At 71.1% G+C, this 12,966-nt stretch carries 13 protein-coding genes; 5 read left to right on the top strand and 8 right to left on the bottom strand.

Annotation, left to right across the window (positions count from 1 at the left end):
* The 5 genes from ACWCO3_RS21910 to ACWCO3_RS21930 form a co-directional block, all read left to right on the top strand.
* The coding region (locus tag ACWCO3_RS21910; protein WP_450011720.1) for a multicopper oxidase family protein at positions 1 to 1,849 on the top strand (1,849 nt) is incomplete at its 5' end.
* A gap of 60 nt (positions 1,850 to 1,909) precedes the next feature.
* Entirely contained in the window at positions 1,910 to 2,950 is a 1,041-nt protein-coding gene (locus tag ACWCO3_RS21915; protein WP_145784165.1) for a FecCD family ABC transporter permease, read from the top strand.
* The gene (locus tag ACWCO3_RS21920; protein ID WP_450011723.1) at positions 2,947 to 4,011 is read left to right on the top strand and encodes a FecCD family ABC transporter permease; all 1,065 of its coding nucleotides are present in this window, start codon (positions 2,947 to 2,949) and stop codon (positions 4,009 to 4,011) included. Before ACWCO3_RS21915 ends, ACWCO3_RS21920 begins: the two co-directional genes overlap by 4 nt.
* Positions 4,012 to 4,030: 19 nt before the next feature.
* Positions 4,031 to 4,933 (top strand): ABC transporter ATP-binding protein, encoded by a 903-nt coding sequence (locus ACWCO3_RS21925; protein ID WP_145784162.1) that lies wholly within the window; start codon positions 4,031 to 4,033, stop codon positions 4,931 to 4,933.
* Positions 4,933 to 5,880, top strand: a complete 948-nt coding sequence (locus tag ACWCO3_RS21930) for an ABC transporter substrate-binding protein (protein WP_145784161.1) — start codon at positions 4,933 to 4,935, stop codon at positions 5,878 to 5,880. Before ACWCO3_RS21925 ends, ACWCO3_RS21930 begins: the two co-directional genes overlap by 1 nt.
* A gap of 144 nt (positions 5,881 to 6,024) precedes the next feature.
* Here ACWCO3_RS21930 and ACWCO3_RS21935 read toward each other — a convergent pair whose 3' ends face one another.
* The 8 genes from ACWCO3_RS21935 to ACWCO3_RS21970 all read right to left on the bottom strand — a co-directional run.
* A complete protein-coding gene (locus ACWCO3_RS21935; protein ID WP_145784159.1) occupies positions 6,025 to 7,002 on the bottom strand; it encodes an endonuclease domain-containing protein in 978 nt (325 codons plus the stop codon).
* A gap of 96 nt (positions 7,003 to 7,098) precedes the next feature.
* On the bottom strand, positions 7,099 to 7,743 hold the full coding sequence (locus ACWCO3_RS21940; protein ID WP_145784157.1) for a hypothetical protein: 645 nt from the start codon (positions 7,741 to 7,743) through the stop codon (positions 7,099 to 7,101).
* A 113-nt stretch (positions 7,744 to 7,856) separates the two neighbouring features.
* On the bottom strand, positions 7,857 to 8,525 hold the full coding sequence (locus ACWCO3_RS21945) for an HAD-IA family hydrolase (protein ID WP_450011726.1): 669 nt from the start codon (positions 8,523 to 8,525) through the stop codon (positions 7,857 to 7,859).
* 19 nt (positions 8,526 to 8,544) lie between these two features.
* Positions 8,545 to 9,363 (bottom strand): phytanoyl-CoA dioxygenase family protein, encoded by an 819-nt coding sequence (locus ACWCO3_RS21950; protein WP_145784155.1) that lies wholly within the window; start codon positions 9,361 to 9,363, stop codon positions 8,545 to 8,547.
* The gene (locus ACWCO3_RS21955) at positions 9,360 to 10,781 is read right to left on the bottom strand and encodes a glycosyltransferase (protein WP_450011729.1); all 1,422 of its coding nucleotides are present in this window, start codon (positions 10,779 to 10,781) and stop codon (positions 9,360 to 9,362) included. The genes ACWCO3_RS21950 and ACWCO3_RS21955 overlap by 4 nt, the downstream gene beginning before the upstream one ends.
* Before the next feature lie 18 nt (positions 10,782 to 10,799).
* Positions 10,800 to 11,456, bottom strand: coding sequence for a D-sedoheptulose-7-phosphate isomerase (locus ACWCO3_RS21960; RefSeq protein WP_145784150.1), 657 nt, complete (start codon positions 11,454 to 11,456; stop codon positions 10,800 to 10,802).
* Positions 11,453 to 12,238, bottom strand: coding sequence for a cupin domain-containing protein (locus ACWCO3_RS21965; protein ID WP_145784148.1), 786 nt, complete (start codon positions 12,236 to 12,238; stop codon positions 11,453 to 11,455). Before ACWCO3_RS21965 ends, ACWCO3_RS21960 begins: the two co-directional genes overlap by 4 nt.
* Positions 12,235 to 12,966, bottom strand: a 732-nt coding sequence (locus ACWCO3_RS21970; protein WP_450011731.1) for a transketolase family protein, incomplete at its 5' end; no start/stop codon positions are given. The genes ACWCO3_RS21970 and ACWCO3_RS21965, both read right to left, overlap by 4 nt.

Consider the following 12,966-nt stretch of genomic DNA (forward strand, 5'->3'; position numbering starts at 1 on the left):
ACCGCTGGACGCCGGGGACATCCCGAAGTACGTCGCGCCACTGCGGATCCCACCGGCCATGCCGGCGGTGGCGACCGGGCCCGAGCGGGACGAGTACGTGATCGCGGTCCGACAGTTCCGCCAGCAGATCCTGCCGCGCCCCTGGCCGCGTACCACCGTGTGGGGTTACGGCTCCACCGCGCACGCCGGCAGCTTCGGTTGTCCGGCGCCCACGATCATGGCGCGGGTGGGTCGACCCGTGCGGGTGACCTGGGTCAACCAGCTCGTCGACGATCGGGGCGACCACCTGCCGCACCTGCTGCCGGTGGACCCCACACTGCACTGGGCCAACCCCGCCGGCGGCGTCGCGCACCGGGACCGCCACGGACGCCCAGACGGCAGCCCGCAGGGGTACCGCGGGCCGGTGCCGCAGGTGGTGCACCTGCACGGCGCGCACAGCGCGCAGGAGAGCGACGGGCATTCCGAGGCGTGGTACCTGCCGGCGGCCCGCGACGTGCCTCCCGACTTCGCCCTGACCGGCGGCGCGTACGCCGAGTTCCGGTCCCGGTTCGCCGAGCGGTACGGCCTGCGCTGGGCCCCGGGCTCGGCGACCTTCGAGTACGACAACGACCAGCGGCCCTGCACCCTCTGGTACCACGACCACACGCTGGGGCTCACCCGCGAGAACGTCTACGCCGGGCCGGCCGGGTTCTACCTGCTCGGCGGGGACGACCTGCCCGACGGGGCGCTGCCCGGCCCGGCGCCGGAGCGCGACGACCCGCCGAACACCGCGTACCACGACATTCCGCTGATGATCCAGGACCGCAGCTTCACCGCCGACGGCGACCTCTTCTATCCCGGCGGCTACTCGTCGCACCCCGACGGGCCGGTCTGGGTGCCCGGGTTCTCCGGCTCCACCATGGTGGTCAACGGCCGTACCTGGCCCACGCTCACCGTGCAGCGACGGCGGTACCGGTTCCGGTTGCTCAACGGCTGCAACAGCCGCTTCCTGCTGCTCAGCGTGACCGCGAACGCCACCGCGCGGCCAGCCCGCCCGGTGCTGCCGGTCTGGCAGATCGGCAGCGACGGCGGTCTCCTCCCGGAGCCGGTGCCGCACGAACGCGTGGCGCTCGGCCCCGCCCAGCGGGTCGACGCGATCGTCGACTTCACCGACGTACCGGCCGGGACCGAGCTGTACCTCGTCAACGAGGGCCCCGACGGGATGTACGGCGGCGGCCGACCCGGTGTGGACTTCGCCCCGGCCGACCCGCGGACCACAGGTCAGGTGCTGCGCTTCGTGGTCACCGACGCCACCGGCGTGGACCCGAGCATGCCGCCTGAGCAGCTGCGACTGCCGTCGCACCCCAGGCTCGGCCCCGCCCAGCGCGTACGCCGGCTGTCGCTCAACGAGCGGAGATCCGGCGAGTCAACGATCATGCTGCTCGGCGTCCTCGACGAGCGCGGCCGCGGCCTACCGCTGCGCTGGAGCGATCCGCCGACCGAGCAGCCCATCCTCGGCGACACCGAGGTCTGGGAGGTGCGCAACTTCACCCGGCACGTACACCCGGTCCACCTGCACCAGGTCCAGTTCGAGCTGCTCGGCCGTGGGCACTCGGGCAGCGTACGACCCGAACCGGGGGACCAGGGGTGGATGGACACGGCGCTCGCGTACCCGTGGGAGGTGACCCGGATCAAGGCGCGCTTCGACCGGCCCGGCCGGTACGCCTGGCACTGTCACCTCCTCGAGCACGAGGACAACGAGATGATGCGACCGCTGAACGTGCTGCCGCGCGGTGCCGCGGCGGCGGGCGACGGTGGCGTGGCGAGCGCGCCGGTCGGGCCCGGATCGGCATCGACACCTACCGGTTAGGTCCCTTTCCGCAGGTCGGCTAAGGTTAGGCGAACCTAAGCCCGATCGTGCAGGAGATTCGTGACCGCCCTCGCCAGCCGGCCGACCCGGAGTCGGGCCAGCACTCGTACCGGGCGTCGGGTGGCCGTCACCGCCGGGGCCGCGCTGGTCCTGTTGCTCACCGTGCTGGCCAGTTTCGCGTTCGGCAGTCGGCAACTCGGCATCGACCAGGTCTGGCACGCCCTCGTCGCACCGGACGGTGGAGACGCCAGCACCATCGTCCGTGAGCTGCGGATGCCGCGTACCGCCCTCGGCCTCGCCGTCGGGCTCGCGCTCGCCGTCGCCGGCGTGCTGTTCCAGGCGCTCACCCGTAACCCCCTCGCCGAGCCCCGCATCCTCGGCATCAGCGCCGGCGCGTCGTTCGGCGTGGTCCTCGCCATCTCCGTCTTCGGCATCAGCACGCTCGCCGGGTACGTCTGGTTCGGCATCGTCGGGGCACTCGTCGCCGGGCTGCTGGTCTTCGCCATCGCCACCCGGGCCCGCGAAGGCGCCAGCCCGGTCACCCTCGCGCTGGTCGGCGCGGCGCTCGACGCCAGTCTCGCTTCCGGGGTGTACGCGCTGCTCAGCATCGACGCCCGCACCTTCGAGGAGTACCGGTTCTGGGTGGTCGGCGGGCTGTCCGGCCGGGACCTGTCAGTCACCGCGCAGGTGCTGCCCTTCGTCCTCGCCGGGCTGGTGCTGGCCGCCCTGGTGGCCCGAGGTCTGGACGCGCTGGCCCTCGGCGACGACGTCGCCCGAGGCCTCGGCCACCGGATCGGCCTGGTCCGCCTCGGCGGTGGCATCGCCGCCGTGCTGCTGACCGGGGCCGCGGTCGCCGCCGCCGGACCGGTCGCCTTCGTCGGGTTGGCGGTGCCGCACCTCGCCCGCGCACTGGTCGGCGCGGACCACCGCTGGACCCTCGCCGTCTCCGCCCTGCTCGGGCCCGCGCTGCTGCTCGGCGCCGACATCATCGGCCGGGTCGTCGCTCCACCCGGCGAGATACCGGCCGGGATCGTCACCGCCCTGATCGGCGCGCCGCTGCTGGCCGTGCTGGTCCGCCGCGCCCGGGTGGTGACCGCATGACCGTCACCTCGGCAGGGCCAGCCGGGCAGGCCCGGCTGGCCGGGCGGTCGCTGCTGCGGATCGGTCCGGTCAGTCTGCTGATCCGCCGCCGGGCGGTGCTGGTGGCCGCCGTGCTGACAGTGCTCCTCCTGCTGGCCGTCGTGCTCAGCCTCTCGCTGGGCACCCCGTACGTCGCACCGGCCGACGTGCTGCGTGCCCTCTCCGGGGGCGGCACGCCGTACGACCTCGTGGTCTTTGACCTTCGGCTGCCCCGGGTCGTGCTGGCCGCGGCGGCCGGCGCGGCCTTCGGTGTGGCTGGCACGCTCATCCAGAGCGTGGCCCGTAACCCACTCGCCAGCCCGGACGTCATCGGCATCACCCAGGGTGCCGGCCTCGCCGCGACGGTGGCCCTGACCAGCGGAATGGCAGCGGTGCTGGTCGCACCCACCGCGCTGGTGGGCGGGTTGCTCGCGGCGGCGGTGCTGTTCGCCCTCGGTGCCCGGCACGGGCTGGCCGCACAACGGTTCGTGCTCGCCGGGGTGGCGGTCGCGTTCGCCTTCCGGGCGCTCACCGAGGTCGTCATGCTCACCGCCGATCCGATCGACGGTCTCCGCGCGCAGATCTGGCTGATCGGCACCCTGGCCGGCAAGGGCTGGACCGAGGCGGCCTGGATCGCCGGCACGCTGCTGGTGCTGCTGCCGGTGCTCGCCTGGGCCGGCTGGGCGTTGAACAGCACCGCCCTGGACGACGACACCGCCCGGGGTGTCGGACTGCGCCCGGTGGCCCGCCGGATCGGCCTGGCCGGCACCGGCGTACTCGTCGCCGCGATGGTCACCGCCCAGGTCGGCGCCGTCGACTTCGTGGCCCTGGTCGCCCCCCAGGTGGCCCGCCGGTTGGTACGCGCCGAACGACCACCGCTGGTCTGCGCCGCGCTGCTCGGCGCGTTGCTGCTGGTGCTGGCCGACCTGGCCGGCCGACGCCTGTTCGCACCCACCCAACTGCCCGCCGGTGTGCTGACCGCCGCGATCGGCGGCCCGTACCTGATCTTCCTGTTGCTGCGCGGCCGGCGGCGGTCGTCGTGACGCCTCAAGGAGTCGTGTGATGCTCTCCACCCGCGACCTGGTCGCCGGCTACGACGAGCGGACGGTGCTCGACGGGCTCGACCTGGACCTGCCGACCGACGCGTTCACTGTGATCGTCGGCCCGAACGCGTGCGGCAAGTCCACCCTGCTGCGCACGATGGCCCGGCTGCTCAACCCGCGCCGGGGCACGGTGCTGCTGGACGGCACCGCGATCCGCGACCTGCCGACCCGGGAGGTGGCCCGTCGCCTCGGCGTCCTGCCGCAGAGCCCGCTGGTGCCCGAGGGCGTCACAGTGGCGGACCTGGTCGGGCGCGGCCGGCAGCCCTACCAGCGCTGGTGGCGGCAGTGGTCGTCGGAGGACGGCGCGGCGGTCGACCAGGCGATGGTCCTGGCCGACGTGAGCGACCTGGCCGACCGGCCGGTGGACAGCCTCTCCGGCGGTCAGCGGCAACGCGTCTGGATCGCCATGACGCTCGCCCAGGACACCGACGCCCTGCTGCTGGACGAGCCGACCACCTTCCTCGACCTGGCCCACCAGGTGGAGGTACTGGACCTGCTGCACCGGCTGCGCGTCGAGCGGGGCCGCACCGTCGTCGCCGTGCTGCACGACCTGAACCAGGCCGCCCGCTACGCCGACCACCTCGTCGCGATGCGCGCCGGCGCCGTGGTGGCCGCCGGACCGCCCCGGGAGATCCTCACCGCCGACCTGGTGCGTGACGTCTTCGGGTTGGCCTGCGTGGTCGTGCCCTGCCCGGTGACCGGCGCACCGCTGGTGGTGCCCGCGTACACCGGCGGCTCGATTGGCGCGTCCGCTGGCGCGGGAGACCGTGACTCGTCGACGGCGTCCGTACCGGACGCTCGATCCACCAACGGTGACGCGGCCACCCCGCTCGCCGACTCGTACCCCTCGAAAGGACTCTGATGCGTCGTCTCGTCGCCGCTCTCGCCGCGGCCGCCGCCCTCGGCGTCGGACTCACCGCCTGCGGTGAGAGCGACCCGGTCGCCGGCTCCACCGCCGGGGAGACCCGGGAGATCACCCACGCCATGGGCACCACCAAGGTCCCGGCCGAGCCCAAGCGCGTCGTCGTGCTCGACACCGACAAGATCGACACGGCGCTCTCGTTGGGCGTCACCCCGGTCGGCGCCGCCACGGCCGGTGAGGCCAAGAGCTGGCCCACGTACTTCGGCGCGGACAAGCTCGCCAGCATCAAGGAGGTCGGAGTGCTCACCGAGCCCGACCTGGAGGCGATCAACGCGCTGAAGCCGGACCTCATCCTCGGCAGCAAGTTCCGCCAGGAGAAGTTCTACGACGAGCTGGCCGCCATCGCGCCGACGGTGTTCACCGACAAGGTGGGCATCACCTGGAAGGAGAACCTCCTCCTGGACGGCAAGGCACTCGGCCGTGAGCAGCAGGCCAAGGACCTGCTCGGCGCGTACGAGAAGCGGGCCAAGGACTTCGGCGCGACCCTCGGCGACGCCGCCGCCCGCAAGGTGTCGATCGTGCGGTTCATCCCGGGCAACATCCGGGTGTACGGCCCGGACTCGTTCTCCGGCATCGTCATCGGCGACACCGGCCTCGGCCGCCCCGAGCGGCAGTTGCTCGCCAACAAGGAGGACAAGCGCTTCGACCTGGTCAGCCCCGAGCGCGTCAACGAGGTCGACGGCGACGTCATCTTCGTGACCGCGTACGGCGACAAGGCCGCAGCCGAGCAGAGCAAGGTCACCGGCGGGACTCTGTGGAAGGGCCTCAACGCCGTCAAGGCCGGCAAGGCGTACCCCGTCTCCGACGAGGTCTGGATGACCGGCATCGGCGTCGGCGCCGCCAACAAGATCCTCGACGACCTGGCCAAGTACATCCCCGCCGCCTGAGCCACGCCCGCCCCGTGCCCCTCCGGGCCCTCCGGGCCTCCCGCGGGCTCCAAGATCCGCGCAAGTTCGGGGAAACTGCTGCCTCAATTGCTGGCGAGGCAGCAGGATCCCTGAAGTTGCGCGGATCTTGCCTGTCTGGGGTGCTCAGCGGGAGCGGGACCTCAGGGCTTGACGAAGTTCGGCCAGGAAGCCGTCGAAATCCTCACGGAATCGCTTCGCGGTGACGTGGAGGACAAGCCAGTCCTCACCCAGTAGGCGGTTGAGGCGGCGTCGGTCCCGGTGGAACTGCTCGGGGTCGTCGTGCCACAAGCCGTCGTACTCGACGGCGACCTTGAGGCGTGGCCACGCAAGATCGAGTCGGGCCACGAACCTCCCGTCGCGTTCGACGACGAACTGGGTCACGGGAACCGGCACTCCGGCGAGCACGATCCGCACCCGCAACCGCGACTCCGGGGCGGATTCCGCGCCCGCGTCGGCCAGCTCGGCGACCTGCGTCATCCGTTTCCAGCCCCGCTTGCCGACCCGGGGCCTGATCGATGCACGTAGCTCAGGGATCGCCACCAGTCGGTGGTGGGCGAGGCGATCCACGATCGCGACAGCTTCCTCGGTTGGCAGCCATTGGGCCAGATCCCGGCAGGTGCGGGTTGGCGTGGTCAGCGGAATGCCGTGACGTAGCGTGATGTCGGTCGCAGCAAACTCGCCGCGGTGCACGATGAGCCCCTTGACCGGACCGAACCGCTGACCGGTAGGCACGAGCACGTCAAGTGGCTCGTGACTGACCACCGACGGCGCGTCGTAGAGTGCCGCAGCACTGCGACCCGCGACCACCACACCTGCTGGCAGAACCCACTGCGCCACGGCGGCGCAGCGAACGCGATGAGTGATCGCAAGCCCGGCATCCGCGTAGACGTCTCGGAACAGGGGGCGCCATGCCGCGCTTCGCAGCTCCGTCCGAGTGAGCAGGCCTTCGGTGACGACGTCGGAGCCGCGAAACACGCGTCCCTGCAAACTCGCCGGCCGTCGAGGGGGAACAGGCATGACGAAACCTTGACCGACGGAGGTGCTCGCTTGCAGTCCCTGTGGATAACCCCAATAGGTGCCCGAACGCCATGATCCGCGCACCTTCGGTGATACTGCTGCCTCTTCGCGACAGGAGGCAGCAGTATCACCGAAGGTGCGCGGATCTTGGGCGGTGAATAGGGGTGGGTGGATTGGTGGTTAGGCGGCGGTGGACCAGATGGCGCGGAAGGCGGCTGCTTCGCCGGACAGCCATCGCTCGATCTGGTCGGGCTTGGCGTCGGTGGGCATGTGGTGGGCCTGGCCGCGACGAACGTCGACCAGGACCGGCTCGGCGTGCGGGAGCACCGCGTCCATGTGGCGGGCCATCAGGTGCAGGGTGGCGAGCACCGACTCCTCGCTCGGTGGAGTCTCGTCGAAGTGCAGGCGGATGGCTTCGGCGCGACCGTCGGAGTGGCGTACCCCGAAATGGGGGTTGATCTTGACGGGTAGGTCACCCAGCATGGCCAGGGCGTCGCGGGTCTGGGCGAGGTCGACGGCGGCCGGCTCGCCGAGCGAGTGCAGCCAGGCCGTGGCGCCGGGAACGAGCGCCTGGTAGAGCGGGCGCCACCGTGGCTTGACCACGTCGACCACCCCGGTCAGGTGCGTGCCGCCGGTGTGGAAGGCGATGTCGGCCTTGAGCGCCTTGACGAACTGGCCGTGCGGGTTGAAGCCGGACCGGCTCGCGCGCTGCTTGCGCAGCCCTCCGACGAAGGTCGCCTTGGTCGGGCCGGTGCGGTCGACGTAGCGGGTGAAGCCGAGCAGGGTGGCGTAGGGAGTGAGGGGGGTGGAGGCGGGCGCGGTCATGGGCGTCCTCCCAGGTCAGGAACCCGATTAGTACATACATTCTAATCGACACCCCTGACATCGCCCAGCGAATCTGGGTGCCGGAAGTTGTCTCTTGGAGGTCCCTCACAGGGTCAGCCGGCGGCGACCGGATCGCGCACTGTGACGCCGGTCAGGTCGTCGACGGCCCAGTCGGCTTTCAGTGCTTCCAGCTCCTCTCTGGCGAAGGTGGTGGCCACCGCGATGACCCGCATGCCCGCCGCGCGACCCGACTCGATGCCCGCCGGGCTGTCCTCGACCACGACGCAGTCGGCCGGCGGGCAGCCCAGGCGCGCCGCCGCCATCAGGTAGCCGTCCGGGGCCGGCTTACCGTGGGCCGTGTCGTCGGCGGTGACCAGCACCCGGGGGGCCGGCAGTCCCAGGTGGCGGAGTCGGATCTCGGCAAGCCGGTGCCACGCCGAGGTCACCACGGCCCACCGCCGCGGGGGCAGCGCGGCCAACAGCCGCGCTGCCCCGGCGACCGGCCGGAGGCCGTCGGTGTCCTGCTCCTCGCGCCGGGCCAGGTCCGCCACCTCCGCCGCCAGGTCGAGGTGGGGAGCCATCAACCGGACGGTGTCGGCCAACTGGAGGCCGTGCGAGACGCGCAGCAGCTCGTCGACGTCCAGGCCGTGCCGGCGGCACCAGTCGCGCCACTTGCGCTCCACGCAGACCTGGGAGTCGACAAGGGTGCCGTCCATGTCCAGCAACAGGGCGCCGCAGGCGATGGTCACCGTCCGGCCGGCCGTGGTGATCGTGAGCTGCATCGTCGTACCGATCCGGCGGTCAGCGCTCGGCGCCGACGAACCGTTGACCCATTCCCCGGGTCTGCACCAGCTCGGGGTACGCCCGGGTCGGGTCGCCGTACGTGTTGCCGGCGCGGTCCTTGCCCCGGGCCAGGAAGATCTGGTGCTTGTGCCCCACCCCCTCGTGGTTGAACCGGACACTCGTGCTGATGTAGCGCATGGTGAACCCGCACCGCCGCAGTGCGCTGCGGTTGACCTCGCTGCTGTGGACGAGGGCCCCGGAGTGGATGCTGAACTGGTTGGGCCGTAGCTGCACGGGGATGGCCCGGCTGGCGTCGACGCGACTCTGGTCCAGCTCCTCGTCGAAGACGCTGGTGTCGTCCGTGACGCGCCGGTAGCTTTCCGTGCCGTCGACGTGGCTGCCAGGGATGACCTTCATGCAGCCGTTCTCCAGCGTGGACGGGTCGATCGCCAACCAGATCGTCATGGCCTGGCCGGCCGGTTCGATCATCTCCCGCCAGAAGTAGCCGTCGGTGTGCCACGGGACGCTCTTGCCGTCGCCCGCCGGCTTGCAGAAGAAGTGCGACGTGAACAGGGCGATGTCCGGCCCCACCACGCTCTCGACCACGTCGAGCACGTCCGGGTCGAGCAACCACCGGAACAGTTCCGGGTCGGTGAAGTGTGGAACGTCCATGTCCTCGGGCCGCTCTCCCTCGGGCAGGGCGGCGAGCTTGCGTTCGAAGTGGTTCTTGAGGCCGAGAAAGGTGTCCGGCTTGAGCAGTCCGTCGCCGATGACGTATCCGTCGGTGCGGTACGCCGCCACCTGTTCCGGGTCGAGCCCTCGCTTGCTGGTGCTCATCGCGTTGCCATCCTCTCTGACGCCAGCATCGACGCCGTCGTCGTCACCTCCCGGTCTGGGAGGAAGTGGTCGCGCACCCGTCGGTGCGCCCGTTCCCCGATCTCCTGGCGATCCGTCGCGTCACTCAGGGCGGCGGCGACGATCTGGCCCAGGCCCCGCAGGTCCGCCGGATCGGTCAGCAGGAAACCGTCGACCCCGTCGGTGATCTGCGCTCGGATGCCGCCTACGGCGCTGCCCACCACCACCCGCGACTTCCACATGGCCTCCGACACGGTGAGGCCGAAGCCCTCGGCGAGGCTCTTCTGTACGACCACGTCGGATGCTCGCTGAACCGCGTTGACCAGCAGCGCGTTCTCCGTCGGGTCGGCCATGGGGAGGCAGATCAGACTCACCCGTCGCCGCTGTGCCGGTGACAGCTTCCGCCAGTGGTCGAGGCAGTCCGCGTACCAGAAACCCTGCTCGACGTCGTCGGCGATCGCCGCGGGATCCGGGCCGACCAGGGCGAGATGCCCGACCGGTACGTGGTCGGTGACCGCGGTGAGGACGCCGGCCATGTCCTTCAGCCGGTCCCACCGGGACACCTGGGTGATCAGCGGTTCGCCGAGCTGATGGCCGCCGTCGGAGATCACGCTCGGCGTGGACTGGAGTCGGACGTCTCCCGCCGCGGTCTCCAGCAGCAGCGGCGACCTCGCCGGTGCGCCGGCTGGGTCGAGACCGCACTGCGCCAGGCAGGCGCGGACGGTGTCGGCCGGCAGGTCGACGTTCTTGGCGTCGAACGGGGAGATGAACGGCGGTTGGATCAGTACGGTCCGGTCGCGCAGCCGGGCGGGGACGTGGTCGGCGACCGAGAAGATCAGCGAGTCGACCTCGTCCAGCAGTTCGGTCAGGAAGTCCCACCCGCGCTCGGAGGCGTCGGTGGGCTCGTCCACGCCGACGTGGCAGCGCCAGTGCACCGACGCGACCCGGCCCGCCAGTGACGGGACCAGGCCGGCGGTCTGGTGGTCGTGCAGGATCACCACGTCGCGACTGTCGACCTTCTGGACGAGGCGGTCGGCGGCGGGCTTGAGGGCACGCAGGTACGCCTCGCGCTCGGCCGGACCGAGCGGACCCCCGTCGCCGTCGCTGCCGTAGAGGGCCACACCGAGCCGTTTGGTGACCCGGAAGAACGCGTCGTCTCCGCTGACCACCGCCCACCGGGACCGCACACCCAGCTCGTCGTAGAGGGGCAGCAACGTCCGCAGCATCTCGGCCACCCCACCGCCGGTCGGGGTGGAGTTGACGTGCCAGAGCGTGCCGCCGTGGAGCCGGTCCTGGATCTCCGCGGCGGCTCGCCGGAGCCGGTCGGCCCGCTGCGGGCCGATGAGCCGTTCGAGTGAGGCGAGCACCGGCCTCGACCGGACTGGGTTGATCGTCAACATCGGGCCACCTCCTTTCGGCTACGCGGTCAGCTGGACCGCTTGGGCCGCCTGCCCGACGCGTTGCTTGAGCAGGCCGACCAGCATGTGGTTGACCGAGAGCATCAGGTCCTCGAAGTGGAAGTTGTTGTCGTTGCGCCCGGTCTGGCCGGGGAACCGGGAGGTGCCGGGCACGACGAGGCACACGTCGGCCAGTTCCCGGCAGCGACCGCCGTCGCCCTTGGTCATCGCGAAGGTGCGCGCGCCGGCCTTCGTCGCGGCCTGCAGGGCCCGTACCACGTTGGGGGAGTTGCCACTTCCGCTGTACGCCATGACCAGGTCGCGTTCGGTGGCGAACGGTTCGAGGGAGGCGGAGAACATGTTGTCCGGGCCGAGGTCGTTGACCAGTCCACTGAGCTCCGCCGAGGACCCGCACAGGTTGACGAAGGTGAGCCGTCGCACCGACGCCGACACCGGCCGGCTCTTGTCCTCGGAGACGAACGGGTGGTGCTTGAAGTCGCAGTAGGCGTGGTCGAGGGTGCCGGCGTTGCCGCCGTTGCCCATCGCGTACACCGTGCCGCCCTCGTCGTAGGTGCGGAACAGCATCTCCGCGGCGGCCACCACGGCGTCGACCGGGAACTGGTCGATGATGGCGCGCTTCTCCGCCAGGTAGAGCTGGATGTCGTCGACGGTGCTCATACCCGCGCCCCCACGTGCTCGACCTCGATGCGACCGTTGCCGCGGTTGGTGTCGTCCGCCCACCGGATCACGTCGTCCAGTTCCGGGGTGGAGACCTCGACGGACGTGTAGTCCGACTCGGCGATCACCCGGTGCAGCACGTTCGCGGCCGAGGACCAGCCCGACCTGCGGGCGTGCACCGCGCGTGGCAGGGCGTCGGTGTCGATGACGGCGTCGGTGTCCCCGGGTGCCGGCGTGCCGTTGAGGACTGTCGCCTGCCCGTCGACGACGTAGTTGGTCTCCACCTTCTGCTGGTGCGACTGCAACGACGACTGGTGCCCGGCGGTCATGTGGATCTGCTTGAGGGCGTACGGGATGTCGCCGAGGTTGTTGGTGTACCAGACCTCGTGCCCCCACGGCTTGTCGACGCGGTAGGAGTCGACGTCGCGGCAGTGGGCAGCTGTGGTCGGGGAGACCGGGACGTCCCAGGACTCGTGCACGGGACCGGTAGTGGATCCGGCCTCCACCACCACGGCCGGCTCCACGCCGACCTGGGCGAAGCGGTAGGTCGCGCCCGGCTCCGCGTGCCAGCCCCGTAGGTAGCCGTACTCGCGGTGACCGCTGCCGTCGGCGTGCCGTGACTCGACGCGGACCCGGCCGCCGATCACGATGAAGCTGCGGTGGTCGCCGGGGTGGCACCGGTACGGGGAGCTGGCGCCGAGGACCAGCTCGTGTTCGACGAACAGGTAGGGGGCCTGCGGGAGGTCGTGGGCGAGATTCTTCGGCGGGTCGATTCGCGTCATCGCTGGCTGTCTCCGATCTCGGGGGAGTTGGTGGTCACGGCTCGGATCCGGCTGGCCACACCGGGGGCGTCGAGCTCGTAGCGTTCGTAGAGTTCCTCCGGCGAGCCGGCCTGCCCGTAGTCGTCGACTCCCCAGGCGTCGAACCGGACGTGCCGGTCGAGGCCCAGCACGATCCGTCCGACCTCGTCGATGAGGCCGCCGCGGATGAAGTGGTCCTCGAAGACGAGGACGTGCCGGTGCTGCCTCAGCAGGTCGGTGGTGGCGGGCACGTCCAGGGGGAGGGACGAGGCGTTGACCACTGTGGGCCGGAGACCGGTCGGGGCGAGCAGTTCGACGGCGTCGAGCACCACCGGCACCATGCCGCCCATCGTCACGACGGCGACGTCCGTACCGTGGCTGACGACGTCCGGGTGGCCGGAGCGGAACCGGTAGTCCTGGTCGTGCACCTCGCGTTGGGGCTGCCGGCACAGCCGCAGATAGATGGGCCGGTCATGGGTCACCGCGTAGGCCACCATGGCGCGCGTCTCCACGCCGTCGGCCGGTTGCAGCACCTCCACGTTCGGCAGGCTGCGCATCAGGGCCAGGTCGCGCAGCCCCATCTGGGTGGGGCCGTCCTTGCCGATGGCGAGCCCCGCGTGCGTGCCCACCAGCACGACACCGGCGTTGTTGAGACCCACCGACTGGAAGATCTCCAGGAACTTGCCGGTCAGGAAGTGACCGAAGCTGGC

It is taken from the genome of Micromonospora sp. NPDC002411 (assembly GCF_053592955.1).

Bases quoted from the DNA above. Each gene is read 5' to 3' on its own strand.
- ACWCO3_RS21965 (WP_145784148.1), bottom strand. From the start codon at position 12,238: ATGACGCGAATCGACCCGCCGAAGAATCTCGCCCACGACCTCCCGCAG.
- ACWCO3_RS21950 (WP_145784155.1), bottom strand. From the start codon at position 9,363: ATGAGCACCAGCAAGCGAGGGCTCGACCCGGAACAGGTGGCGGCGTAC.
- ACWCO3_RS21955 (WP_450011729.1), bottom strand. From the start codon at position 10,781: ATGTTGACGATCAACCCAGTCCGGTCGAGGCCGGTGCTCGCCTCACTC.
- ACWCO3_RS21940 (WP_145784157.1), bottom strand. From the start codon at position 7,743: ATGACCGCGCCCGCCTCCACCCCCCTCACTCCCTACGCCACCCTGCTC.
- ACWCO3_RS21930 (WP_145784161.1), top strand. From the start codon at position 4,933: ATGCGTCGTCTCGTCGCCGCTCTCGCCGCGGCCGCCGCCCTCGGCGTC.
- ACWCO3_RS21945 (WP_450011726.1), bottom strand. From the start codon at position 8,525: ATGCAGCTCACGATCACCACGGCCGGCCGGACGGTGACCATCGCCTGC.
- ACWCO3_RS21925 (WP_145784162.1), top strand. From the start codon at position 4,031: ATGCTCTCCACCCGCGACCTGGTCGCCGGCTACGACGAGCGGACGGTG.
- ACWCO3_RS21960 (WP_145784150.1), bottom strand. From the start codon at position 11,456: ATGAGCACCGTCGACGACATCCAGCTCTACCTGGCGGAGAAGCGCGCC.
- ACWCO3_RS21920 (WP_450011723.1), top strand. From the start codon at position 2,947: ATGACCGTCACCTCGGCAGGGCCAGCCGGGCAGGCCCGGCTGGCCGGG.